This is a genomic window from Streptomyces sp. NBC_00122, from assembly GCF_045160845.1.
Classification (GTDB): Bacteria; Actinomycetota; Actinomycetes; order Streptomycetales; family Streptomycetaceae; genus Streptomyces.
In genome coordinates, this window is the sequence record NZ_CP108191.1 from 6,297,842 (window position 1) to 6,322,729 (window position 24,888).

The 24,888-nt window shown below is 71.0% G+C and carries 16 protein-coding genes and 2 pseudogenes; 4 read left to right on the forward strand and 14 right to left on the reverse strand.

Features of this window, described 5'->3' with window-relative positions; genetic code table 11:
* Positions 1-2: 2 nt before the first annotated feature.
* Positions 3-251 (reverse strand): annotated as a pseudogene (locus OG737_RS28665) (hypothetical protein); the annotation flags it as partial.
* Positions 252-314: 63 nt separating this feature from the next.
* Positions 315-551 (reverse strand): annotated as a pseudogene (locus OG737_RS28670) (hypothetical protein); the annotation flags it as partial.
* Positions 552-1,576: 1,025 nt separating this feature from the next.
* Between OG737_RS28670 and OG737_RS28675 the strand changes: the two are divergent.
* Both OG737_RS28675 and OG737_RS28680 read left to right on the forward strand, forming a co-directional pair.
* A complete protein-coding gene (locus OG737_RS28675; protein WP_405922149.1) occupies positions 1,577-1,945 on the forward strand; it encodes a hypothetical protein in 369 nt (122 codons plus the stop codon).
* Between the two features lie 267 nt (positions 1,946-2,212).
* Positions 2,213-2,716, forward strand: coding sequence for a nucleoside deaminase (locus OG737_RS28680; protein ID WP_328929106.1), 504 nt, complete (start codon positions 2,213-2,215; stop codon positions 2,714-2,716).
* 198 nt (positions 2,717-2,914) lie between these two features.
* Here the strand turns inward: OG737_RS28680 and xdhC are convergent, their stop codons facing one another.
* The 7 genes from xdhC to OG737_RS28715 all read right to left on the reverse strand — a co-directional run bounded on the left by xdhC (position 2,915) and on the right by OG737_RS28715 (position 14,584).
* Positions 2,915-3,724: a xanthine dehydrogenase accessory protein XdhC gene (xdhC, locus tag OG737_RS28685; protein WP_405922150.1), complete on the reverse strand. Its 810-nt coding sequence runs from the start codon at positions 3,722-3,724 to the stop codon at positions 2,915-2,917.
* A gap of 1 nt (position 3,725) precedes the next feature.
* Complete coding sequence (xdhB, locus tag OG737_RS28690) at positions 3,726-6,122, reverse strand: xanthine dehydrogenase molybdopterin binding subunit (protein ID WP_405922151.1); 2,397 nt, start codon at positions 6,120-6,122, stop codon at positions 3,726-3,728.
* Complete coding sequence (locus OG737_RS28695; RefSeq protein ID WP_405681304.1) at positions 6,119-7,600, reverse strand: xanthine dehydrogenase small subunit; 1,482 nt, start codon at positions 7,598-7,600, stop codon at positions 6,119-6,121. The genes xdhB and OG737_RS28695 overlap by 4 nt, the downstream gene beginning before the upstream one ends.
* A gap of 545 nt (positions 7,601-8,145) precedes the next feature.
* The gene (locus OG737_RS28700; RefSeq protein ID WP_405922152.1) at positions 8,146-9,510 is read right to left on the reverse strand and encodes a carotenoid oxygenase family protein; all 1,365 of its coding nucleotides are present in this window, start codon (positions 9,508-9,510) and stop codon (positions 8,146-8,148) included.
* Positions 9,511-9,562: 52 nt separating this feature from the next.
* Positions 9,563-11,059, reverse strand: coding sequence for an MFS transporter (locus tag OG737_RS28705; RefSeq protein WP_405677179.1), 1,497 nt, complete (start codon positions 11,057-11,059; stop codon positions 9,563-9,565).
* Positions 11,060-11,194: 135 nt separating this feature from the next.
* Positions 11,195-13,195 (reverse strand): ATP-binding protein, encoded by a 2,001-nt coding sequence (locus OG737_RS28710; RefSeq protein ID WP_328929112.1) that lies wholly within the window; start codon positions 13,193-13,195, stop codon positions 11,195-11,197.
* Between the two features lie 132 nt (positions 13,196-13,327).
* Complete coding sequence (locus tag OG737_RS28715) at positions 13,328-14,584, reverse strand: cytochrome P450, cyclodipeptide synthase-associated (RefSeq protein ID WP_328929113.1); 1,257 nt, start codon at positions 14,582-14,584, stop codon at positions 13,328-13,330.
* Between the two features lie 292 nt (positions 14,585-14,876).
* Between OG737_RS28715 and OG737_RS28720 the strand changes: the two genes are divergently transcribed.
* Positions 14,877-17,360 carry a SpoIIE family protein phosphatase gene (locus OG737_RS28720; RefSeq protein WP_405677177.1) on the forward strand — a complete coding sequence of 828 codons (2,484 nt, stop codon included), beginning with the start codon at positions 14,877-14,879 and terminating at the stop codon, positions 17,358-17,360.
* A gap of 54 nt (positions 17,361-17,414) precedes the next feature.
* On the opposite strand, the gene OG737_RS28725 is transcribed toward OG737_RS28720, so the two are convergent.
* Positions 17,415-17,900 (reverse strand): hypothetical protein, encoded by a 486-nt coding sequence (locus OG737_RS28725; protein WP_328929115.1) that lies wholly within the window; start codon positions 17,898-17,900, stop codon positions 17,415-17,417.
* Complete coding sequence (locus tag OG737_RS28730; protein ID WP_328930507.1) at positions 17,897-19,096, reverse strand: molybdopterin-dependent oxidoreductase; 1,200 nt, start codon at positions 19,094-19,096, stop codon at positions 17,897-17,899. The genes OG737_RS28725 and OG737_RS28730 overlap by 4 nt, the downstream gene beginning before the upstream one ends.
* Before the next feature lie 409 nt (positions 19,097-19,505).
* On the opposite strand from OG737_RS28730, the gene OG737_RS28735 reads away from it, so the two are divergent.
* Positions 19,506-20,705: a molybdopterin molybdotransferase MoeA gene (locus OG737_RS28735; protein ID WP_328929116.1), complete on the forward strand. Its 1,200-nt coding sequence runs from the start codon at positions 19,506-19,508 to the stop codon at positions 20,703-20,705.
* Positions 20,706-20,720: 15 nt separating this feature from the next.
* Here OG737_RS28735 and OG737_RS28740 read toward each other — a convergent pair whose 3' ends face one another.
* From OG737_RS28740 to OG737_RS28750, 3 genes are all read right to left on the reverse strand, one after another.
* A complete protein-coding gene (locus tag OG737_RS28740; RefSeq protein ID WP_328929117.1) occupies positions 20,721-21,518 on the reverse strand; it encodes a VOC family protein in 798 nt (265 codons plus the stop codon).
* Positions 21,519-21,881: 363 nt separating this feature from the next.
* The gene (locus tag OG737_RS28745) at positions 21,882-23,069 is read right to left on the reverse strand and encodes an IS4 family transposase (RefSeq protein WP_405677048.1); all 1,188 of its coding nucleotides are present in this window, start codon (positions 23,067-23,069) and stop codon (positions 21,882-21,884) included.
* Positions 23,070-23,127: 58 nt separating this feature from the next.
* Positions 23,128-24,810 carry an ABC-F family ATP-binding cassette domain-containing protein gene (locus OG737_RS28750; RefSeq protein ID WP_405677174.1) on the reverse strand — a complete coding sequence of 561 codons (1,683 nt, stop codon included), beginning with the start codon at positions 24,808-24,810 and terminating at the stop codon, positions 23,128-23,130.
* Positions 24,811-24,888: the final 78 nt, after the last annotated feature.

Sequence of the window (24,888 nt, forward strand, 5' to 3'; positions counted from 1 at the left end):
GCGACGCGTTCGATGCGTGCTCGTCGGATGAGGTTCTTGCCGGGTTCGCGGACCTTGTCGAAGGCTGCGTTGTTGAGGAGGACGCAGCTGCCGGACGGGCCGTTCACGGTCACGGTGGTGGCTTGGCCGTTGTCGAGGTTCGTGACCTTCAGCTTCGTTCCCACGGGGAAGGTCCCGCTGGTTGCCGCCGGGGCTCCCGCCTGGCCCGACAGTGTCACGGTCGATCCGGGGCAGACCACTTCTCCGGTGGCCGGGGGTGCCTGTCCGGCTGCTGCGCCGGGTGTGCTTGTCGCGCTGGCCGGGGCGTCGTTGCCGGCGACGCGTTCGATGCGTGCTCGTCGGATGAGGTTCTTGCCGGGTTCGCGGACCTTGTCGAAGGCTGCGTTGTTGAGGAGGACGCAGCTGCCGGACGGGCCGTTCACGGTCACGGTGGTGGCTTGGCCGTTGTCGAGGTTCGTGACCTTCAGCTTCGTTCCCACGGGGAAGGTCCCGCTGGTTGCCGCCGGGGCTCCCGCCTCGCCGGACAGTGTCACCGTCGACCCCGGGCACACGACGTCGGGGATGGCGGCGTTGCCGGTCGCCACCGTGGCGATGACCCCTCCGGTCACCAGGGCTCCGGTGACGACAGAGAGCACGAGCTTCTTCTTAAAACTCATAGTCCGTTTCCGGGACATTGACACTCCTCGATCCGATGGACGCTGTCTCCCCCCGTCCTGGATACGCCCGACATCACACGCGAGGTCATTCCTTGTCGCCGCGTTACAAATCCAGCGGTGAGGGGGTTTTGGGCGCCGCGCGGCATGCCACCCCGGCTCGGGGCTCACGGAGCACGTTCAAAGGCGCAGGTGGAAGCGCTGCCGCCCTTGGTGATCGACGCGTGCAGCGCTCGTGCCGGCCGTCGTGACCGACGCGGAGGCGAGGAGACCAGGCAGCCTTAAGGCTCAGTTGATCCACCCTTAATGCTCCGGCCGGACTTCGGGCCCGACACCGTGGATGGCGGCGCCCGCCCTCAGCGGACAACGAAGTCGTGGACACGATCATCTCCCTGATGGCGAAGCATGCCGATTCCATGCGGGACCACTTCGCGCAGAAGCAGCCGCGGCGCGGGCCGGGTTCGACCCCGGCCCACGTGGCGGTCCGCATGCCATCCATACGAATCAGGGAACAGACGTGACGCAGCCATTGCCGTACGAAGCGGATACCTCGTCCGAGGTGTCCGGCCGGACCACCGAGACTTCCTGGCCAGATCTGGGGATCGCCGTCACCGCGGAGCTCGACGACAGGAACCCCGCATGAGCCGAACTGCTCTGGGAGTCGCTGCCGTACCGCAGCCTGCAGGGTCACGCGCTGGTGGCGGGAGAGCACCTGTATCACGTGGCGCCGATCCACGAGCTGCTGTACACGCACCCGTCGCACCGGTTCGCCGACCGGCGCGAGGCGCCGAACGGGACCGTGTTCCTCTCCGGACCGCAGCATCTGGGCATCAAGTACGGCGAGTTGACCGAACCGATGCCGGTCGCGCCCGTCGGCCGGATCCGCCGCCTACGGCGGCCTCATCCGAGCCGCCGTCCAGGACGTGCCGATCGACTCCCTGCGCCACATGGCGCGCCTCCTGGTCGGCGTCCCCGCCGAGTTCCTGGGCTACTGCGGCCTGGAGAAACTGTGGTACTTCACCCAGCGCTCGGGCTGTGCCAGGCACCCGCCGCCGGCGAGACCGTCCGCGACCTGGTGCTCGGCAAGCTGCCCTGGACCGACACGACGCGTCTCACCACCGCTCGCTGCCCCGGTGGTTCAGCCGAGTCTGCGAAGGATCCACTGCACCCTGTCTTTCATACGTCTCTACAAGAGGAGTCAGTCGGCCAGCCAACTCCTTCATGGGTTCGGTGACTTCCCGCCACGTGGCCTGGCGGATGTACTTGCGCTATTCCGCATTGACAGCATGTGAACAGGCACGGAAGGGACAGTAGAGGTTTCCTGATGACAACTCAGACTTCTTCCGTCCGCACCACGCAGGACCTCGATGAGCCGATCACCGACCCGGAGCACATGGTCGGCGCACCGCCGCGCTGATCACCCGCGGGTGTCGCCGACCGAGCTGGTCTCAAGGCGGCACCCGCGGGACCCACTTGTTGGCCCGGCTGATCTGTCCGTGCGGTGTCCCGCACGGCAGAGCATTCGGGTAATCCCCACCGTCTGCGACATAGGAGTGACCATGACCGCGCACGCTCAGGAAACGAGCATCCAGGAGCTCGAGCGCAGCTGGATGGACGAGGCCATCGGCCTTGCCACCAACAGCGTGAAGAACGGCGGCGGTCCGTTCGGCGCACTGATCGCCAAGGACGGCGCAATCGTCGCGATCGGGAACAACAACGTCACCTCGAACCTGGACCCGACGGCCCATGGTGAGGTGACCGCGATCCGTGCCGCCTGCCAGATGCTGGGCACCTTCTCGCTCGAGGGCTGCGTGCTGGTCACCTCGTGTGAGCCGTGTCCGATGTGTCTTTCCTCTGCGCTGTGGGCGAGAGTCGACCGGATCCTCTTCGCCGCCGATCGGGATGACGCCGCGGTGGCCGGTTTCGACGACCGCAAGTTCTACGACCTGTTCGAAAAGAGGCCCGCGGAGCTGTGGCCGATGACGATCGAGCGAGTGGACATGCCGAACCGTACGGCGCCGTTCGACGCGTGGCTGGCCAAGTCCGACCGCATCGACTACTGAACACCTGGTTCACCGCGCACCGGCATCGAGCGAATCGCGGAAGCCTCAGGACTCACTTGCCGTGACCTGGGGCTTTTGCCCTTCCTTCACCGCCGATGCCGGTTGGGGTGACGGGCGTGGGCGTGCCGAAGGGGTGCCCCGCGCGCATGTGTGCGTTCGCACGAGCGCGGGGCACCCCCTGTCGATGCGGGTGGAGAGTCAGTCGCCCTCGGTGTCGAAGGTGCGCAGCAAATCGGCAGCGACGCTCACGGCGATCGTCGCGGGTTCCTTGCCGGTGATGTCGGCCAGCCCGATCGGGGTCTTGACCCGATCGATGGTGGCCTCGTCGTGACCGCCCTCGGTGGAGAGGCGTTTGCGGAACCGCACCCACTTGGCCGCCGAACCGATCAGCCCGATGGAGCCGAGGTGGGTGGTGCGCAAGGCGGCGTCGCACAGAGCGGCGTCCTCGGCATGATCATGGGTCATGATCAGGATGTGGGTGCCGCGCGGCAGCTCCTCCAGCACCTCCTCGGGCAGCAGCGGCGTGTGATGCACATGTACCTGCGCCACCGCGTCCGCCAGCACGTCGAGCCGCTCCTTGGCGAGCATGTCGGAGCGGGTGTCGATCAGGTGGAGGTCGAGGTCCTGGCGTGCCATGATGCGCGCCAGTTCCAGCCCGACGTGCCCCACGCCGAAGACCGCCACCGCCCGTACCACTGGCAGGGGTTCGAGCAGCACCGAGACCGTGCCGCCGCAGCACTGCACGCCGTGCTGGTTGGTCACTTTGTCGTTCAGGGCGAAATCGATCAGCTCGGGCTCAGGCATGGACGCGGCGATCATCTCCCGGGCCCGATCGATCGCGACGGCCTCCACGTTGCCGCCGCCGATCGAGCCCCACGTGTCACTCTGCCCCACCACCAGCTTCGCACCGGCGTCGCGCGGGGCATGGCCGCGCACGGTCGCGACGGTCACCAGCACGCCGGCTTCCCGGCGTGCCCGCAACCGTGCGACCGCGGCGACCCACGTCATGTCAGGCACCACTCAGCGCTGTCGCGTCGATTCGGACCGTGCCGTTGTCGGCGTGACCGTTCTGGGAGGCAGCTCCCCGGCGGGCCTCCTCGATCGCCCAGTACACCGCTTCCGGCGTCGCCGGCGAGGCCAACTCGACGCTGACCCCGCTCGGCCCGAACGCGGCGGCCGCCTGCCGCAGCGCCTCTCGCACCGAGAACGCCAGCATCAGCGGAGGCTCGCCCACTGCCTTGGACCCGTACACGGCGCCCTCTTCGGTGGCGTTCTCCATCAGCGTGACGTTGAACTCCTCGGGCATCTCCGAGAAGCTCGGCAGCTTGTAGGTACTCGCGGCCTGGGTCAGCAGCCGACCTCGATGGGGCCCGTCACCGGTGTCCCACCGCATGTCTTCGAGCGTCAGCCAGCCCGCGCCCTGCACGAAGCCGCCCTCCACCTGACCGATGTCGATCATCGGGGACAGGCTGTCGCCGACATCGTGCACGATGTCCACGCGCCGGATGCGGTAGGCGCCGGTGAAGCCGTCCACCTCCACCTCGGCCGCGGCGGCGCCGTAGGAGAAGTACTTGAACGGCGAGCCCTGGAACGCCTTCGCGTCCCAGTGCAGGCCCTCGGTCCGGTAGTAACCGGACGCCGACAACTGGACCCGCTGAAAGTACGCGGTGCGCACCAGGTCGTCCCAGGCCAGTTCCTTGTCGCTGCCGAGGCCGCGTGCGACGCCCTCGACGATGCGCACGTCCGAGGCGTTCGTACCCAGCTGGGTGCCGGCCACCTGGAGCAGCCGCTCGCGGATCTGCTCGCAGGCGTCCTTCACCGCGGCACCGTTGAGGTCCGCACCGGAACTGGCGGCGGTGGCAGAGGTGTTGGGCACCTTGTCGGTGCGCGTCGGGGCCAGCCGCACCTTGTGCAGCGGGATGCCCAGCGTGGTCGCGGCCACCTGCAGCATCTTGGTGTGCAGGCCCTGGCCCATCTCGGTCCCGCCGTGGTTGATCAGGACGGAACCGTCCTTGTAGACCAGCACCAGCGCACCGGCCTGGTTGAAGGCGGTGAGGTTGAACGAGATTCCGAACTTGATGCCGGTGATCGCGAGCGCCCGCTTGGTGTTCGGGTGCGCGGCGTTGTAGGCCGCGATCTCCCGCTTGCGGTCGGCGATGCCCCCGTTGTCCAGAACCTGGTTCCACACGGCGGAGATCCGCTCGGGGTGACCGACCGTCTGACCGTACGGCGTCGCCTGGCCCTGCTGGTAGAAGTTGCGCTCCCGCAGCTCCATCGGATCGAGGCCGAGCAGCGGCGCGCACCGGCCCATGATGTCTTCGATGACCAGCATGCCCTGCGGTCCGCCGAAGCCGCGGAAGGCGGTGTTGGAGACCTTGTTGGTCTTGGCGATGCGACCGGCGATGCGCGCGTTGGGAATCCAGTACGTGTTGTCGATGTGGCACAGCGCACGGGTCACCACGGGCTCGGAGAGGTCCAGGCTCCAGCCGCCGTCCCCGGTCAAGGTGGCGTCCAGGGCACGGATCCGGCCGTCGGCGTCGAAGCCGATCTTCCACTGGGCGTGGAAGCCGTGGCGCTTGCCGGACATGGTCAGGTCCTGGGTCCGGTTGAGCCGTACCCGGACCGGCCGGCCGGTCAGCTTGGCGCCGAGAGCGGCGACGGCCGCGAACCCGTGCGGCTGCATTTCCTTGCCGCCGAAGCCGCCGCCCATCCGCAGACACTGCACGGTCACCTCGTGGCTGTGCAGACCGAGCACGTGCGCGACGATTTCCTGGGTCTCCGAGGGGTGCTGGGTGCTGCTCTGGATGAACACCTGCTCGCCCTCGTCGATGTGGGCCAGGGCGGCGTGCGTCTCCAGGTAGAAGTGCTCCTGATCGGAGAACTGGAACTCGCCGGTGAACACGTGCGCGGAGTCGGCGAATCCGGCGTCGACGTCGCCGGTCACCATCAGGGGCCGGGCGCCGTGGAAGCTCTCGCCGGCGATCGCGTCCTGCAGCGTGACCACGGAGGGCAGTTCGTCGAGTTCCACCTCGACGGCCGCCGCACCGAGCCGGGCCGCCTCCAGGGTCTCGCCGAGCACCCAGGCGACCGCGTGGCCGTAGAACATGACCGTGTCGGGGAAGAGCGGCTCGTCGTGCTTCATTCCGGCGTCGTTGACACCGGGTACGTCGGCACCGGTCAGGACGCGGACCACGCCCGGCACGGCGAGCGCGGGCTCGGTGCGCAGCGCGATGATCCTGCCGTGCGCCTTCATGACCTGGACCGGGTAGGCGTGCAGGACGTCCTTGGTGCGGTGGACCAGGTCGTCGGTGTACAGCGCGGCGCCGGTGACGTGCAGGGTGGCACTCTCGTGCGGCATCGAGACGCCGACGACAGGCTTTTCGGGGCGTTCGGACAAATGGCTCATGACGACACCGCCTCGGTGGTTTGCGCGTACAGCTTCAGCAGGCTCTGGCCCAGCATCGCGGAACGGTAGAGGGAACTGGCGCGGTGATCGCTCATCGGTGTGCCCTCGCCCCGCAGCTCCCGGGCAGCGGCCTCGACGGTCTCCGTCGACCACCGCTTGCCCTCCAGGGCCGCCTCGGCGGCGAGGGAGCGGATCGGGGTGGCGGCCACGCCGCCCAGGCCGATGCGGGCCTTGCGGACGATCCCGTCCTCGATGTCGAGCGCGAAAGCGACCGCCACGCTGGAGATGTCGTCGAAGCGCCGCTTGGCGATCTTGTGGAAGGCCACGACCGGCGACAGCGGCAACGGGATGCGTACCGAGCGGATCAGCTCGCCGGGACGCCGCACGCTCTGCCGGTAGCCGGTGAAGTAGTCCGCCAGCGGGACCTCGCGCTCACCGTCGGCGCCGGCGAGCACCACCGATGCCTCCAGCGCGAGCAGCACCGGCGGACTGTCGCCGATGGGGGAGCCGGTACCCAGGTTGCCGCCGAGGGTGGCGCCGTTGCGGATGAGCCGGGACGCGAACTGCGGGAACAGTTCAGCCAGCAGCGGGACGTCGCCGTCGAGACGGCGTTCGATCTCGGTGAGCGTCAGCGCCGCCCCGATCTCGATGTGGTCGGATGCGACCCGCAGCTCGCGCAGTTCGGGCAGCCGGTCGATGCCGACCACGCAATCGGCCCGTCGGGAACGGATGTTCACCTCGACGCCCCAGTCGGTGGAGCCGGCGACCACCACCGCGTCGGGTCGCTCGCGCAGCAACTGCAGCGTTTCGGCGAGGGTGTTCTTCCGCAGGAACGTGCTGTCGTCCTGGGTGTATTCGGTGGCGACCGGTGCGGGCGGGGACTGCTCGCGACGCTGCGCCAGCGGGTCCTCGTCCGTGGGCGTACCGACGGCGAACGCGGCATCGCGAATCGGGCGATAGCCGGTGCACCGGCACAGGTTCCCGCTCAGCGCGTGCAGATCGAAACCGTTCGGACCGTGCTCGGCGTCGGCGTCGTCGCCCGAGTCAGCGCTGTCGCCCGGCTCCCCGTGCGCGCAGCGGTCGGGCCGGTAGTACTCGGCGGCCATACTGCAGATGAATCCCGGAGTGCAGTAGCCGCACTGGGAGCCGCCACGGACCGCCATCTCCTCCTGCACCGGGTGCAGGGTGGCCGGTGTGCCGGGCTCGCCGGCGGTCGCGAGGCCCTCGGAGGTGATGACCTCCTGACCGTCGAGGGCCGCTGCCGGGACCAGGCAGGCGTTGACCGCCACCCAGTCGGTGGGCTTGTTCACTCCGGGGCGAGCCACCAGGATCGAACAGGCGCCGCACTCACCCTCGGCGCAGCCCTCCTTGGTTCCCGTGAGGCCGCGCTCGCGCAGGAAATCAAGCGCTGTGGTGTGGGGCGCAGCCGGTGAAATCGGTGCTTCTTTCCCGTTGACCGTGATCCGCGCCGCTACCATGGCAGGCCTTCGTTTCGGTGCGTGATCGGTCGATGCATCATGTTCGCCAATTTCAGGCAGCTTTCTGTGTTCAGACGCGCCGCGCGTGAGAGGAACGGGCGCAGAAAGGCACGCAACAGCGACGTGCCGGAAGGTGTGACGGGAAACCCGGAATGTGCCGCGAACGGGCACATGACGTGCCGCGAACGGGCACATCAGAACGGCGTGCTAGCAGCCGTGCGCGATCCGACCCGGAACCCAGACCGTGCACTGGGCGAGGCGACCAAGATCAGAGCTGGTGTACATCCGCCGGTCGCCTCCTTCCGGTCGTCATGGGTCGGCAATTACCGCAAGCTAGTGGCTCAGGCCACACAGGTCAAGAGAGTGACCTCGGCGTCTCAAGGACCGATCGGATCCGAGGCCGCGAGGAGGGGGAGGGGAAGGGGAGGGAGGGGAGCGCGGTGCCGGCGGAGATACGGCGATGCCGGCCCGCGAAGGATTCGCGGGCCGGCAGGGGTGGGTCTCGTCGCGTCGCCGGGTCAGCCCTCGGCGCCGTCCAGGGAGGTTCAGCCCTCGGCGCCGTCCAGGGAGGTGTCGGGGATCCACGAGCCGTGGAGTCCGGCGCTCACCCGGTGGGGCAGGTGGACGGTGGCGACGTGGTCGAGGCCGGAAGCGTCGAGGACCAGCAGGTGCGAGGCGTCCTGCTTGAGGTCGGAGACGACGGTCAGGAGGTAGCCGTCGTCCTCGCCCGCGGCCCCGGCCGCGGGGACGAACACCGCTTCGCTGGGCATGCGGGCGTCGCCGACCTGGCGAATGCGGCGGGCGCCGCTGGTGCGGTCGTACTTGACGACGCCGTAGCCGCCGAAGCCCTTCTCGTCGGGGAACGAGATGGCGTACTGGAAGCGGTTCTCGGCGCCCAGGTAGTCCTCGTTGAGAGTGGGGAACTCCACCGCGAGGTCGTCGATGATCTGCTCGTCGACGGTACCGGAGGCCATGTCGACCACCCAGCGGCGCGTGTAGGAGCGGGAGACCGGCTCGGTACCCCGCCCGGGAGCGCCGACCCACCAGTTCCAGGACAGCCGGAATCCCTCGCGGTCCACGGTGGGGCCTTCCAGGACGATGCGGCCCTGGCCGTCCTCGTAGGCGTTGGAGACGTGGAGCATGTTGCCCGGTTCGATGGAGAACCAGCGGGTGCGGCCGGCGCCGTCGCTGCCGCGCGGCATGATGCCGATGCGCGAGAGCTGCCCGTCGCTCCAGCCGTAGGGGATGCCGGAGTGCTCGGTCGGGTCGAAGGTGACGTTGCCCTCGACGAAGACCACGTGGTTGCGGGTGAGGGCGAAGTCGTGCTTGAGGGAGGCCGTCGCTCCCGGGACCTCGGCGCTGTCGACGATCTCGCCCTTGGCATCGGCGACGTAGTACGTCAGGAACGGCGGGAACGGGGAGGACCCGAAGAAGTGCAGCTCCCCCGTCACCGGGTCCTCCTTGGGGTGCGCCGTCATCGCGGTCCGCAGCTTGCCGCGGAAGTCGTGGGCTCCGACCGTTTCCAGCTCCGGGGTGAGCTCGAAGGGGAGGTTCGCCTCGCACAGGGCGAGGAGGCGACCGCCGTGTTCGATGACGTGGGTGCCGGCGGCGCTGGCCGTCAGGTCCGGGCCCTGCTCCGTCATGTACGGGGCGCCCTCCAGCGCGGGGGTGTGCACCCAGCGGTTGCGGTACCACTCCGCCCGGCCCTCGCGCAGCCGGATCCCGTGGACCATGCCGCTGCCCTTGAACCAGTGCGTCGGGGTGACCCCGGGCTTGGGGTTGTGGCCGTTGCGGAGCAGCCGGCCGGTCAGCTCGGGGGGCAGGGTGCCCTCGACGGTGAGGCCGGTGGCGGTGACCTCGTTGGTGACGGGGGTGTAGTGACCGGTCAGGTACGGCTTGTCGGCAGTCATGGCAGGAGACTTCTTTCGGTTGATGTGACGATGTGTCAGGTAGGTGGTTTGTTCAGCCCGCGACGTGAGGCGGGCGGACGAGCCGCTCGCCGGGTACCGGTTCGTGCACGCCGGAGGTGGTTGCGGTGCGCGGTCCGGCGCGGCGGGCGAGGTACAGGGCGAGGAGGGCGGTGGCGGCCAGGACCGAGGCCGAGACCGTGAAGGCGGTGCGGTAGCCGGCGGTGAGCGCCTCCAGGCGCGGCTGGTGGACGGCGGCGTGAGCGGTGACGGAACCGGCCAGGGTCGCCAGGGCGGCGAGGCCGATCGCACCTCCGACCTGGCGGGTGGTGTTCACCAGGCCGCCGGCCAGCCCCGCGTCCTGCGGCGGGACACCTTCCACGGCGAGCGCGGTGAGCTGGACGAAGGCGACGCTCAGACCCAGACCGACCAGGACGGTCGGACCGAGGACGTCCGTGGCGTAGCTGCCGTGGGCGCTGATCCGGGACAGCCACAGCAGGCCCGCGGCCTCGGTGAACAGGGCCGCGGTCAACGCCGTGGTGGCGCCGATGCGCCGGGCGATCCGGGGTGCCACGGCCGCGCCGAGCATATTGGCCGCCGCGAGCGGGAGTTGACCGGCTCCGGTGACCAGGGGATCCGACCCCAGGACCTGTTGCTGGTAGAGCGGCAGGAAGAAGAACAGCGCGATCCACACGGACCCCAGCAGCGCCATCAGCAGGTTGCCCGCGGCGACCCGGCCGGTGGTGAACAGGCGTGGCGGTACCAGGGCGTTCGGTCGGCGCAGTTCGATCACGGCGAAGGCCGCGAAGAGCGCGGCGGCGCCGACGAGCGCGCCCAGCACCCGGGCGTCCGTCCAGCCGGCGCCGCGTGCGGTGGTCAGTCCCCAGACCAGGCAGGTCAGGGCGACGGTGACGACGACGGTGCCCAGCAGGTCGAACCGCCCGGTCGCCCGGGCGGCCGGCCGTGGTACGAGCACCACCACGGCGACCAGGACCAGGGCCGTCCCGAGCGCCACGGAATGGAAGATCCAAGGCCAGCCCCAGGCCTGGGTCAGGGCGCCACCCAGCACGACGCCGCCCGCCCCACCCGCGCCGGAGACCGCGCCCCACACCCCCAGTGCCCTGCCCCGCCCGGGTCCGGGCGGGAACAGGTCCATCGCCAGGGCGAGCGCGGCCGGGGCGATGGCCGCGGCACCGAGGCCCTGAACGGCACGTGCCGCGATGAGCACGTTCGCGGAGGCGGCCAGTCCCGCCATCAGCGAGGCCACCGCGAACAGCGCGAGACCAAGGACCAGCACCCGGCGGCGCCCGAGGAGATCGGCCGCCCGGCCGCCCGCCAGGAGTAGCGCCCCGAAGGCCAGGCCGTAGGCGTTGACCACCCAGGTGGTGCCGCCGTCCGACAGCCCCACCCCGGCGCCGATCTGCGCAAGCGCCACATTCACGATCGAAGTGGCGAGCATGACCGTGAACTGGGCTGCGGCGAGCGCCGCGAGCGCGGCCCCCCGCCGAGGTGCGGGCGGCGCCGGGGCCGTCGGTGTGCGTGGGAGGTTCATGGCGCACAGACTCGTGCGGGACGCTGTCCACTTTCCAGGCAGAAAACGGGCCGGGACTGTCCAGTCCTGTCCGCACCCGTCCATCGGCCGCGCGCAGCCGTGCGTCGGCGGACGCACGGACGCCGAGGGCGCCGGCTATGAATCCTTGAGGGGGCCGTGCAGTTCCCGCTGCCACAGGGCCTCGCACAGCAGGTCGAGGCCCTGGCGCAGGTGGCGCCGGTAGGTGCCGTACGGAAGGCTGAGACGGCGGGCCGCTGCTTCCTGCGTGGGCGCACCGGAGAAGTAGCCCGCCGTCAGGGCCTCGCGGGCCCGCACTCCGCGCGGGTCCTGGGCGAGGTCGTCGACAGCCTTACGCAGCAAGGCGCGCAACTCCTCGACGGGCTCAGCGAAGTCGGCCGCGAGACGGGCGCGCATCAGTGCACCGGCGGCGAAGGCGCCCGCATCGCGCCAGTGCGTCAGCGCCTCCCGTACGGCCTGGTCGAACGCGGCGCGCGATACGGGCGACGGTGCCGACCGGACAGGTACGTCGGTGGCCGACATGAAGCGGCGAAGCCAGGTCTCCACGGGTTCCTGGCGCCAGTCGACGCTGAACAGCCCGTAGGTGTGCTCACCGACTCGCGGTCGTGCCCCGGTATCGGCGAGTGTGCCCTTGACGCGCTCGGCCCAGGTCTCGGCGTCCCGGAAGACGGCGAAGCCGTACGCGCGGCCGCGGGCACGGGCGGATTCCGCCTGGGCGCGGGAACTGCTCAGGTCGATGACGCGCGAGGGCACCTGGTAGCGCTCCGGGTAGACCGAGAAGCGGCTGATGCCGATGTGTTCGCCGGGGTTCACCGCAGCGGTGGTGGCGGTGTGCTCCCACGCCGCGGCGACGACGGGATCGGTGGCCAGGTCCTGGGGGTCGGGCGGGGCCGGCAGGGCGAGTCGGGCCGTGAACGCCACGATGCGGCCCGTGCTCACGAGGCGGTAGACGCTGAAGGCCTGCGGCTGGCGCTGCGCCCAGTAGCGGACCAGTTCCGCGGAGGCCGCCCCCTCGGTCTCCGCGGCCATGCGCAGGACGACGGCGAGGTCGCCCGGGTGCAGAGGGCGGTCGTGCACCTCGTCCTCGCGGGACCAGGTGCGCAGTCGCGCCAGGGTCTCGCCCTCCCGGAAGAGGTAGAAGAGCTCGTCGGTGACGGTCCACACCCGCTCCTCGGGTGCCTCGCGCAATACGCGCAGGTACTCCTCCGCCAGGCGCCGGCGCATCGCCGCGAAGGCGGTGGGTGCCCGCCAGCGCAGGTCGGCGGCCAGGGTCTCGCGTGCGGCGTCGTGGGGGTAGAGCCCGCGGTGCGTGGACTCCATGAAGGGCAGGTCCCTCAGCCAGGAGAAGAGGAGGTGGGCGTCTTCCTCGGGCAGCACCGAGGAGAGGAGCTCCTCGGAGGTCGCGTACGCCTGTGCCGCCACCTCCAGGGCGCGGCGGTGAGCGGCCGTGGGCACCTCACCGATCAGCCCCGCCAGCAGGGTGCGCAGGATGTCCGCCGAGGGGGCCCAGATCTCCTCCTCGCCGTACCCTGTCGATCCCGCGGCTGCCGCGAGCGACAGGGCCAGCGGGTTGCCTCCGGCGAATCGGAGTACCCGGCTGCGCAGCTCGGGGCGGAGCTGCGACGCGGCCAGCAGGCTCCGCGCCTGATCGTCGGAGAACGGTTCCAGTTCGGTCACGTGCAGGAGTCCGGCCCAGGCCGGGTCGGCGGCCCACTGCGGCTGCGGTGCGAGCCGACCGGCCAGGACGGCCAGGGTGCCGTCCGCGGCACGGGGCAGGAAGTGGTGCCACAGCCAGCTCTCCAGCCACTGGCAGTGCTCGAAGGAGTCCACGACCAGGACCGTGCCGGGAACGTCCAGGAAAGGGCCGGCCGCTCGCTCGAAATCGGCCGGGTCCCGGCTGACGAAGCGGCCGTCGAGTTCGACGAGCCGTCGTCCCGCCGTACGGGCGTGGTCCGCCAGACGACGCAGCAGTGTCGACTTCCCGATACCGCCCGGCCCGTACACGTAGAACGCGAACGGCGCCTGCGGATCGCCGGCCAAAGCCTCCCCGAATCGCGCGAGTTGTTCGTCCCGGCCGATGAAGGCCCGAACTCGCGCGGTGCTGAGTCTCTCTCCCACGGACACCATGGCGTCTCCCATTTCCCCTTGTTGCCGGCGCCGGACAGCCCATGCCCGGAGGCACCGCACACCGGTGCCCGCCTCGTGAAGACGGTCACGAGGCACGTGTGGTGCCGGTCCGGCCCCTCATTCCTACGCCCGCCCGCTCCGGCGGTGGCCGGTGCCGGCTTCGTGGACGGGAGTGAAGTCCAGGGACAGGGAGGCGGGACCGCGGGTGTACAGGCCGGTCTCCCGGTAGTGGAAGCCGGGGCTGTAGCGGACCTGGTCCAGCAGGGGCAGCAGCATCGCGGCGACGGTCTCGATCTCGGCGCGTGCGAAGGCGGCACCGACGCACTGGTGGAGTCCGGTACCGAAGGCGAGGTGCTGGGCGGCGGCGGTGAAGGAGCGGGCGGTGCCCAGGTCGGTGCGGTGGATGTCGAAGGTGTCCGGGGCGGCGAAGGCGTCGGGATCGCGGTTGGCCGCGCCGATCATGCAGAAGACGGTGGCGCCTGCCGGGACGGTGGTGCCGGCGAACACGGCATCCTGTTCCGCCTGGCGGGGGATGAGCTGGACGGGCGGGGTGTAGCGCAGGGTCTCGGCGATCGCGGCGGGCAGCAGGGTCGCGTCCTGGCACACCCGGGCCATCTGCTCGGGGTGGTCGATCAAGTGCTTGAAGAGCAGGGCGAGCGTCTTGTCCGCCGGCTCGGCCGCGGCCACGAGAACGTTGATGATCAGCGCGGTGACGTCGCGGTCGCTCATGGCGATGCCGTCGAACTCGGCAGTGCACAGCTTCGATATCAGGTCCTCGCCCGGGTGGCGGCGCCGCTGTTCGATGACGGGGACGAGGTAGGCCTCCAACCGCTCGGCGCAGTCCAGACAGTGCCGGCGGCGCTCGGGAGTGAGGACGATGCTGGTGATGAACTCGGCGACCCCGCTGTGCCAGGCGGCCACTTGTCGCCAGTCCTTCTTGTCCAGGCCGAGGATGTCGAGGGTCACGTTGATGGCGAAGGGCTTGCCGAAATCGTTGACGAGGTCCATCCGCCCCCGAGGGAGGAAGGGGGCGATGAGGTCGTCGGCGCTGGCGCGGATGGCGCGAATCTGGTCCTGCAGGGCCTGCCCCGTGAAGCCCCGGACGACGATCTTTCGCTTGGCGGTGTGCTCGGCCCCGGTCATCTGGGCGAGGACCGGACCGCGCATCACCGGCTCGGCGCGCACCTGGAGCATCTCGGTGGAGAACGCCTCGTGGTCGGTGAGCACCCGCTTCACGTCCTGGTAGCGGGAGAGGAAGTAGCTGTCGACCGCCGGCTCGTAGTGCACCGGTACGTGCTCCCTCAGCCACGCGAAGTAGCGGTACGGGGCGGCGGCGAAGTCCTCGGACAGGACACTGAAGCCGGAACTAACCATGGGCATGACAGAGAACCTCTCGCAGTGGGGGAAGAGGGGGACCAGCCAGTCCTCGGGAGCGGGCCCACCGGAAGGTCAAGACGTCAGAGCGGCGCCATCGGTTGTCTCGGTGGGCAGCGCCTCTCAGGTCGGCGACCAGGAGGAAGCCCCGTTCGGCCCCCAGGCACCCGCCGTCTTGACCGCCGTACGCGGACCGTGGCCGCACCCGCCCTGTCACGTCATGGTGCACGCAACGTAGGCGGCACCGGCCGCCCCGGCCTGCGTTCCGACTCGCCCGAACGGTCCCGGGCGCGACAGCATGGAGAGAGGGCGGTCGGCCGGAGCTCCTCGGGAGGAGGCGATACAGACAGTGACCAGACATCGCTTTGCGTTCTGCGGGGCTGAGCTTGCCGCTGTCTACGTGGTCGCCGACCAGGACAGGGAGCTCCATCTGGCCGAGCTGACCGGAAACCGAGGTGTCCTCTACGGACTGCCCGCGATCCTCGCCGTGGCCGGCCATTCGCCCGCCGCCAATGCCTTCCGCTCCGGTCGGCCGCTGTGGCTGACTCCCAAGGAACTCGCCGCGTTCATCGAGGAAGATCCCCACCACTTCCCCACCCGGGTCGGGGACGGTGCCCCCAACTCGCCGGCCAGGATCTCGCTGGGCGCGCTGCCACTGGGACACGGCGACCAGGAGCTCGGGTGCCTGATCGTCGCCGGCGCGGTCGGGGACGGCTTCAGCGCCGACGACCGCAGCCTCCTGGAGCTCTACGCCGATCAGGTGGCCGCCGGACTCGAATCGGTCGCCGCTCGCTTCGCCGGGCGCAAAGCCCCGCAGGCACATCTGGGCCAGTCCCTGGTGCCCCACCAAGGCGGCGCGTTCATCCTGGAACTGAGCACCGGCCGCATGGAGGCCCACGCGCATGTGCTGGAACTGCTCGGTCTGCCTCCCGAGCAGTTCGACGGGCAGGTGGAGACCCTGCTCGCCTGCGCCGTGCCGGACGACATGCCGGCGCTGATGGCGATCGTGGAGCCGGACCGGCTGGCCGCCGCAGGGCAGCAGCTGGCGTTCCGTATCCGCCGCCCGAACGGAGAGCTGCGCTGGCTGGGGCTGCGCTGCCGCGTGGAGGTGGACTCCGACGGCACACCGCAGCGCGTCCTGGGTGTGGTGGCCGATGCCACCTATCTGCGTCCCAGCGCCGACGAGGTCTCCCTCGTGCAACGGCTGTCGGCCACGCTGGCGGGAGCGGCGACCATCCGAGAGGTCAGCCGACTGGTGGTCGCCGCCCTGCGCGAGCCACTCGGCGCCTCCCGGGTCGCGGTCGGCGAACTGGAGCCCGAGCGGCTCATCGTCACCGCTCTCGACCCCCCGGACCCGGACGCCTGGCCCGAGGTCTGGCGCTCGGAATGGCGGTCCGAGTGGCCCGATGTGTCGCTCAGCGACCTGCCCACCCTGCAGAGCGCGCTGCGTGGGGGGCACATGAGTCTGTGGCCGCCGGACGCGGCTCTCGAGCCCGGTCTTCTGGGCGTCGGGCCCGGTGGCCTCGCGGTGCTGCCGCTCCCCGCCGAGGGCAGGATCGTCGGGGTGTGTCTGGTGGGGTGGGACGCGGAGCACCGGTTCGGACCGGAGGAGCGGTCGCTGCTGACCGCGACCGCGGGGCTGGTGGGGCAGGCCCTGGTACGCGCCCACGGACTGGACGCGAGCCGCGAACTCGCCACCATGCTCCAGCGCAGTCTGCTGCCCCGTAAGCTCCCGGAGCTGCCGGGCGGGGTCGCTGTCGCCCGCTACCTGCCCGCGACGGCGGGACTCGAGGTCGGCGGCGACTGGTACGACGTCATTCCGCTCGGCAACGGTCATGTGGCGTTCGTCATCGGGGACGTGCAGGGGCACAGCGCGGGAGCCGCCACCATCATGGGCCAGATGCGTACGGCGGTCAGGGCCTACGCGGTGGAGGGCCACCCGCCCGATGTGGTGGTCGCGCGGGCCAACCGTCTGCTCGTCGGCATGGAGACCGATCTCTTCGCCACCTGCGGGTATGTGGACCTGGACATGGAGGAGGGCATCGCCAGGGTCGTACGGGCCGGCCACCTGCCGCCGATAGTGCGCCATCCCGACGGCGTCGCCGAGGAGATGGCGGTGGAGGGCGGGCCTCCACTGGGCGTGTCCGCGGAAGCCGAATTCCCCATGACCGAGGCGGGGCTGCTCCCCGGAACCCTGCTCGTTCTGCTGACGGACGGCCTGGTCGAGTCCGCCAGGCTGCCTCTGGAGGAGGGCATGCGGCGGGTGTGCGACGTGCTCGCCGCGGTCGACCCGGTCGATGTCGGAGGGGTGGCCGACGAGTTGGTCGTGGGTGTGGGCCGTCGCGACGACGATGTGGCGTTGCTGTTGCTGCGCTACGACGGCACACAGGGCCGGCCGATGCGGAGCCACTGGACGGTGTGGCGGCTGCCCAAGGCGGTCTTGCACGCGCGCCGCTTCACCGCACGCACCCTGCGCTCGTGGGGAGTGGTGGAGGAACTCGACGCGGCTCTGCTGGTCGTGTCCGAGCTGGTCACCAATGCCATCGCGCACACCCAGGGCGAGGTGGGGATGGATCTGACCCTGTCGGCGGACCGGCTGCGGATCGCCGTGAACGACGCGTCGCCGCGCAGCCCCGTCAAACCGGTGTCGGTGAGCTGGGAGTCGACCGGCGGTCGCGGGCTGCTCATCGTCGAGGCGACTTCGACGGCCTGGGGCTCGGTGCCGCTCAGCGGCGGCAAGCAGGTGTGGGCCGAGATCCCCTGGCGCCGCGCGAGCGGCTGACGCGGAAGGCGAGGGCCCCTGGGCCTCTGTCCCTGCACCGTCCCCCCGCCGTGATCACGACCGTGTGCCGGGGCGGCGGCTCCAGTGCCGGGTCCGTACGACCAGGACCACGGCCGAGGCCGCGAACAGGGCCGCGGTGATCAGCATCCACCGGGCCAGGAAGCCGTCCGCCGGGAGGGCGGTAGCAGCCGTGTAGTGCCCGACCCGGCGGAAGACCAGCGGCCACCAGACCAGCAGCAGGACACCGGAGACGAACGCGGGCACCCGGACGTAGTTCACGCTCACCCGTGGCGCGGGCCGATCGTCATCCCGGCCCCGGGGGAACAGGGCCTGCGCCGCCCGGTCGGTCACCGCATACAGGGGAAGCAGTACCAGGTCGTGGAGGAGGGCCGCCCCGACGAACCACAGGGCCACGCCGAGCGTGTCCCCCTCGAACAGGCGCAGTCCGGCGTAGGCGGCGAGGGCGAAGGAGACCAGGACGAGGAGCAGGTGAAGCGGGGAGGCGCCGTAGCGGCGGCGGAAGACGGTCGAAGCGGTCATGCCGGCTCTCCGAACGTCAGACGGGTGACCCACTTGGTGTTGTGCACCCCGGGCGCCCCGGGGACGATGATCCGCGCCGGATGGCCGTGGTCGGGCGAGAGGACCGCTCCGTTGACCCGGACGGCCAGGAGCGAGCGGCTGTCGCGGACCTGGTTGTCGCGCAGCACGGCCGAACGGAACGAGCCGCCGCGCTGCACCGACTCCACCAGGACCTCGGGCGTGTGCGCGCCGAGCCCGACGACGGCGGCCAGATCGGTGAGCCGGACCCCGCTCCACAGCTGGTCGGGGGTGGACCAGCCTTCCACACAGGCGATCGGCAGGGCCGCCTCGCGCTGCGTCATGGCCAGCAGCTGCTCGTACGTCAGGTCGACCTGACGTCCGGCGCCGCGTACGGTCAGCCGCCAGGCGGGACCGATGTCGCTGGGCCGGATGCCGACGGAGGCGGCGGTCTTGTTGATCTGGAAGCCGTTCGGGCCCGAGCCCGGGTCCCGGCCGTGCGGTGCCAGCAGCGCCGTCTGCCGCCACCATCCGCCGATGCTCTGCCCCGCCGTGACCACCAGCAGGGTCATCGACCCGAGCCCGACCATGGCCACGGCGCCCCGGCGCGAGATGGTCGGCTCCGCAGGCCGCGGCGAGACCAGACCGACCGCCTCCTCGGTACCCGCCGCGGGCTTCTGAAACCGGTGCCGGACGGCCCGCAGCGCCCTGGGCAGCCGGAAGGTCACGTGCACCACGAAGGCGCCGATGAACACCCAGGCCCCGTAGAAGTGCAGCGTGTAGAAGGAGCCGGGGAAGATGTAGTGCAGCTGGACGTTGAGGATGCCGGTGACGAACTCGAAGCCGGCGCCGCCGACCAGCAGGAGCAGCGACAAGCGGTCGAGGGCGTGGCTCACCGAGCGGATCGGGGGCCACTCGAACAGCTTCGGAATGACCGACCACAGCTTCGCGAGCAGCACGGGTACCAGCACGATCCCCAGCGTCACGTGCACGCCTTGGGTCAGCCGGTAGAGCCAGTACGGGGAAGTCGGCCAGGAGAACAGGTAGAAGCCGAGCCACCCCTTGTCCGGAGTCTGGTCGTTGACGGCCGCCAGATCGGGGTTGTACGCCGCGTACGACAGCAAGCCCGTCACGAACAGCACCGTGATCCCGAACAGCAGGACGAGCCCGAACACCGCGGTGAACCAGGGCCCCCGCAGGGGACTGCGCCAGAACTCCGGACGCGTCGGCCCCGGTGGAGGCCCCGCGGGCGCGGCGGCGGTTCCCTCCGGCTCTCGGGCTGTCGTCGGTGGCACGTCATCCGGCTCTTCCTTCCCGACGCCGCTCACACCCATCGGAAACCTCCCCATGGCACTGAATTGCCGCATGTGCGCGACGTGGGCCAACGGAGAGAACATGGCGCACCGGAGGTACCTCCGTTTCCGGCGACACACCGGATGGGAGCAGTTGCGCACATTTGGGTGCCCGCCGGGACGAGGAGGACAAGGATCTCGGACGTACGGGGAGGACCAGGGCTCACAGGGATCGGGGGCAGTGCGTGAGCAAGCTGGTCCACAACGGCAACCCGCCCCGCAGCCAACGGAAAACCCACGGTCCCAGGCTGGTGCCATGCTTCTGACGACCGACACCACCACCGCGCACCGCGCACCCGCGCAGGAGATGCCCTGGGAGCGGGCCCGGGCGCTGGCCCATGAAGTGCCGCTGCCACTGGCCGCCCGCACGGTACCCCTGGCCGCGGCAACGGGGCTGACCCTGGCCGACGCCCTGCGGACCCACCACCCGCTCCCGGCGTTCGACACGGCAGCGATGGACGGCTACGCGGTGGCGGGCGAAGGGCCCTGGCGCATCAGGGGGACGGTCCGGGCCGGCACCGCCTGGGACGGACCCATCGCGCCGGGAGAGGGAGTGGAGATCTCCACCGGGGCTCCGGTCCCGGCAGGCGCCCGCGCGGTCCTGCCACTGGAACGGGCGGCGGGAGGCGACGGCTGGGTGTCGGGACCCGCGCAGGCACCCGGCGAGCACATCCGGCGCGCCGGTGAGGACGCCCCGGCGGGGACGTGCCTCGCTCCGGCCGGGACCCGGGTCGGCCCGGCGCTGCTCGGGCTCGCCGCATCCTGCGGCTACGACGTGCTCCGGGTGCGGCCCCGGCCCCGGGTCAGGATCCTCGTCACCGGTGACGAGCTGGACCGCGACGGCAGGCCCGGCCCCGGGCGGATCCGCGACGCCCTGGGTCCGCTCCTGCCGCCCCTGGTCACCGCTCTCGGCGGCGCGGCCGTCGGAGTGCAGCACGTCCCCGACCGCCCGGCCGGGCTGCTCGCCGAGGCCGTGCACGGGCTGCGGGACGCGGACGTCATCGTCGTCACGGGGTCCACCTCCGTCGGGACCACCGACCAGCTGCGGCACCTGCTGGGCGACGCCGACGCCCGGATGGTCGTCGACACGGTGGCCTGCCGGCCGGGGCATCCGCAGCTGCTCGCGGGACTCGGATCCGGGCGGTGGGTGGTGGGCCTGCCGGGGAACCCGTACGCGGCACTCGTCGCCGCCCACACCCTCCTCGCCCCGCTGCTCGCCGGGCTGTCCGGCCGCAGCCTTCCGCCCCTGCCGCAGGTCCCGGTGAGCGGCGACCTACGGCCCGTCCCCGGCCTGGCGCGGCTGGTGCCGGTCGCCTGGGACGGTTCGGGCGCCCGGGTCGTCGGCGGCCACCGCGCGGCCTTCCTCCACGGGGCGGCGGTGGGCGACGCGCTCGCCGTGATCACCGAGGGCTGGGCGGACGGAAGCCCGGCCCCGCTGCTCCTCCTGGCGGGATGAACCGCCCCGCCGGGCTCAGCTCCGGGTGGGGGTGAGCAGTACGAAGTCCGCGTTCGACGGGTCGAGGCAGACGGCCAGCCGGCCGACACCCTCGGCGTCCTCCGGCCCCATCTGCACGCTGCCACCGTTCTCGGTGACCCTGGCGACCGCGGCGTCGCAGTCGGTGACGTGGAAGACCGGGTGCCAGTAAGGCCGTCCGCCGGACAGGGCGAGGTTCTCCCCGGGGAGTTCCATGAGCCCGCCGTGCATGCGCTCGGCGGGCAGCCCGGCGGGGGTGATGAGGGCGTACGTGCCCCCGCCGCCCGGCAGCGGCATGTCACTGAACTGCCAGCCGAAGACACCGCCGTAGAACTCCTTCGCGGCGGCGGCGTCGCTCGTGTACAGCTCGGTCCAGGACAGCGAGCCCGGCTCGTCCACCAGCTCGACGCCCGTATTCGTTCCCGGCTGCCAGACGGCGAACTGGCCTCCCAGCGGGTCGGTGTACTGCGCCATCCGGCCCCACTCGTCGAGGTCCCTGGGCGCCACCCGCACCGTGCCGCCGGCGCCCTCGACGGCCTGCGTCGTGGCGTCGGCGTCGGCGACGCTGTAGTAGATCATCCAAGCCGAGCGCGCGCCCCCCTCGGTGAGCTTTCCGAGCCCGGCGACGATCTTGCCGTCCTTCCGGAACATCCCGCCTTCCATGTCCTCCGCCTCACCCATGGACTCGTAGTCCCACCCGAGTACGGCGCCGTAGAAGGCCGCGGCGGCAGGGACGTCGGGGGCGCCGAGGTCGAGCCAACAGGGGGAGCCGGGGACGAAGTCAGTGGTGATCACGGCGATTGCCTTTCGTAGACCGCTTGTGACCTCAGCGTGACACCGGCCACTGACACCCGCCCCTCGACCGCTCCCGCGCGGGCGGCATTCGCGAGGAGCTAAGCGGCCTCGGGGAAGTGGGGCAGGTATCCGAGGCCGCTTAGACGTCGCTTAGACGCAATGCCGTTGCTTTATGGCGGTTGGATCACGATGGCGTCGTGTGAGGGCCGGGTTGGCTGGGGCCAGTCGCGGTGGCGACTGGCCTTGGCCTTGTAGTTCGACATCTTGCGTTTGACGACCCGGGGCTGGCTGCGCAGTCGCCTCGGGGGCAGGAGCCGCTCGGTGACCTCGGCGCGGAAATGCCGCCAGGCCCTGTGCAGGTGGTCAGGGGGAAAAAGAGCCGGGCAGGATGGTCACGGTGCGGCGGGCCGCCCGCAGGGCGGTGGTGAAGGAGAGCCGGTCACAGTCGACCGGCTCGGGACCACCGGCCGCCGCTTCGGCCATCAGTGCGCGCAGGGCGTGGTGCACCAGCAGGTGGGCATAGATCTCCTGGCGGACGCCGGTGGGCGTCTTGCTGGCCAGGACAACGGTCTTGGCGCCGCGCTGATGGGTCTTGATCTCGTCCAGGACGCTCTCGCACTCCCAGCGTTGCGGGTAGAGCGCGGCCAGGTCGGCGGCCGGGGCCCGGACCGGGTCCAGGACCGAGGTCAGCAGCACGTACTGGTCCTCGCCGGGTCGTCCCGGGTCGTCCAGGCGGTAGCGGATCACGCGGACCGCCACCGGCTCGCGGCCGGCCTTCTTGTCGTCTCCGGCCTGGATCACGGTGAGCCAGGACCCGTCGGGCAGTGTTTGCAGGACGGGCAGGCGGCGGTTGGTCTTGGCGCGGAAGCACAGGTCAGCGCCGCTGCTGGTCAGGGCTCGCCATAACCGGGTCGAGGGCAGGTTGCGGTCGCCCAGGACGAGCATGTCCTCGGTCAGTGAGCGTTCCAGGTCCTCGGCGAGGCGGACCTCGCCGTCATGCCAGCCGCCGAGCACCGCATCGACGACGGCGTGGGTGCCGCATTCGACCAGAGCGACGACCTGGACCTGCGGATATCCGCCGGTGCCTTCCCCGCGGCCGGTCCCAGGGCGGCCGAACTCAGCGGCGTTCGCCGCACTGTCGGCGACATCGAAACGGGTGCCGTCGATGGCCATCAGCCGCCAGCCCCTCCAGAACACCCCGGGCATCGCGGGCGTGCCCAGCGGTCGGGCGCATCTGTCGAACAGCGCGGCCATCGGTTCGACCCCGAGCCGTCCACGCGCCCGGAAGATGGCAGCCTTGCTCGGTGGATGCCACGACCCCCACAGCCCCGCCCACCGCAGGCCCTCAGCAAGGTGCCGCATGACCTCCAGATACGGCGCGGGCGAGAACAATGCCATCGCCAGCAGGAAGTACACCACCAGCCGGGCCGGCAACAGCCGCCGACGCTTCTCCGTCCGGTCGCACTGGGCCACGACCTCGTCCACCAGCCACGGCGGATACATCCGGGTCAGCACACCCACCCCGGCCAGATCCGGCAGAGACGACGCCATGCCACCACCCCCGATGACGTCGTCTCACCGATCCAGATCAATGTCAACGGCATTGCGCTTAGACGTGCCGTACCGACCCCGCCACCGGGGAGCCCGAGCGGAGCTCCAGGCCAGGGCCGGCGAAGGTGGAGCGGAAGCGGCGGTCGTGGGAGACCGCGACCACCGCGCCGCGGAAGGCGGCCAGGGCCTCCTCCAACTCCTCGACCAGTGCCGGGGACACGTGGTTGGTCGGCTCGTCCAGGACGAGCAGTCCGGCGGGCCGGGTCACGAGCCGGGCCAGTTCCAGCCGGCGGCGCTGGCCGATCGAGAGCGACGCCACGGGCACCCGCAGGTCCTCCGCGCGGAACAGCCCGAGGCCGAGGAGCTGCTCTGCGTACTCCTCCGGGTCGCCGGGGCGTCCGGCGGCGAAGCCGTGCAGCAGTGGGTGCTGGCCCGGATCGAAGGCGACCTCCTGCGGGAGGTAGCCGACCGATGTCCCGCACCGCACCGTGCCCTGGTCCGGTGTGAGGTCACCGGCGAGCACCCGCAGCAGCGTGGACTTGCCCGCCCCGTTCGGACCCGAGACCAGCAGCCGGGCTCCCGGGCCGATCGCCAACTCCGGAACGTTCAGCCGCCCGCCGACCCGGACCGCGGCCAGTTCCGCCACGTACGGGGTGTCCTCCAGCAGGGCGCCGCCGTCCTCGTCGATCCGCGCGGTGAACCGAAGCGGATCGGGCGGCGCCGCGACGGGCTCCCGCAGCAGCTGGTCCAGATGCCGACGCGCTGCCCGGACCTGCCCGGACAGCTTGGCCTCGTGCGAGCGCCGGTGCTTGCCGAAGCCCTCCCGCGGGTCCTTGCCGGTGGTGGCGAGCCGGTGCCCTGCGGCGTCGACGAGGTGCCGCGTGCGGGCGAGTTCGCCGAGGTACTCCTGGTGGCGTTGCTCGCGTCCCCGACGGGCCGCGGCTCGCGCGGCCCGGTATCCTGCCCAGCCGTCCCCGTACCGCGTGACGGTCCGCAGATCGTGGTCGACCTCCAGCACGGTCGTCGACACGGCCTCCACGAACGCGCGGTCATGCGTGATGACGACCGCCGTGCCCCGGTGCGCGCGCAGCCGCTCCGCCAGCCATGCCACGGCCGGTTCGTCGAGGTGGTTCGTCGGCTCGTCCAGCAGCAGCAGTTCCGGGGACGCGCCGAGCACACAGGCGAGGGCGAGCCGGGACTGCTCGCCGCCGGACAGTGAGCCGAGGGTCCGCTCGCGGCCGATGTGCCCGATGCCGAGCATGTGCAGGGCGGCATCGGTGCGGGCGTCGGCCGTGTAGCCGTCGCGGGCCTCGTACGCGGTGAGCAGGTCACCGTACGCGTCGAGCTCGGCGGGCCCGGCGTGGGCGAGCGCGGCCTCGGCGGCCCGGATGTCGGCCTCCAGCGTCCGCAGCTCGTACAGGGCCGAGTCGACGGCGTCCCGCACGGTGCGGTCCGGCCCGAGAGCGAGGGTCTGCGCGAGGTGCCCGATGCCGCCGGGGAAGCTGCGGGTGATCTGGCCGTGGTCGGGTGCCTCGACCCCGGCGATCAGCCGCATCAGGGTCGACTTGCCGGAACCGTTCTCGCCGATGACGGCGGCCTTCTCGCCGGGACGCAGGGTCAAGGAGACCTGGTCGAGCACGACGCGGTCGCCGTAGGCCTTGCAGACGTCGGTGAGGGCGAGCTGCGAGACCGGTGTGGTGGAGGCGGCGGCGGTGGGAGCGGCGGGACTGGTGGAGTGCATGGGAATCCTCTGGGGCGTGGTACCTGCTTCCTGGCGAAGGGCAGCGCGAACCGGCTACGCGGTGGCCGTGTCCGGATC

Coding starts and splice junctions, on each gene's coding strand:
- OG737_RS28680 (WP_328929106.1), top strand. CDS start 2,213: ATGACCGCGCACGCTCAGGAAACGAGCATCCAGGAGCTCGAGCGCAGC.
- xdhC (WP_405922150.1), bottom strand. CDS start 3,724: ATGACGTGGGTCGCCGCGGTCGCACGGTTGCGGGCACGCCGGGAAGCC.
- xdhB (WP_405922151.1), bottom strand. CDS start 6,122: ATGAGCCATTTGTCCGAACGCCCCGAAAAGCCTGTCGTCGGCGTCTCG.
- OG737_RS28695 (WP_405681304.1), bottom strand. CDS start 7,600: ATGGTAGCGGCGCGGATCACGGTCAACGGGAAAGAAGCACCGATTTCA.
- OG737_RS28700 (WP_405922152.1), bottom strand. CDS start 9,510: ATGACTGCCGACAAGCCGTACCTGACCGGTCACTACACCCCCGTCACC.
- OG737_RS28705 (WP_405677179.1), bottom strand. CDS start 11,059: ATGAACCTCCCACGCACACCGACGGCCCCGGCGCCGCCCGCACCTCGG.
- OG737_RS28715 (WP_328929113.1), bottom strand. CDS start 14,584: ATGCCCATGGTTAGTTCCGGCTTCAGTGTCCTGTCCGAGGACTTCGCC.
- OG737_RS28720 (WP_405677177.1), top strand. CDS start 14,877: ATGGAGAGAGGGCGGTCGGCCGGAGCTCCTCGGGAGGAGGCGATACAG.
- OG737_RS28725 (WP_328929115.1), bottom strand. CDS start 17,900: ATGACCGCTTCGACCGTCTTCCGCCGCCGCTACGGCGCCTCCCCGCTT.
- OG737_RS28735 (WP_328929116.1), top strand. CDS start 19,506: ATGCTTCTGACGACCGACACCACCACCGCGCACCGCGCACCCGCGCAG.
- OG737_RS28745 (WP_405677048.1), bottom strand. CDS start 23,069: ATGGCGTCGTCTCTGCCGGATCTGGCCGGGGTGGGTGTGCTGACCCGG.
- OG737_RS28750 (WP_405677174.1), bottom strand. CDS start 24,810: ATGCACTCCACCAGTCCCGCCGCTCCCACCGCCGCCGCCTCCACCACA.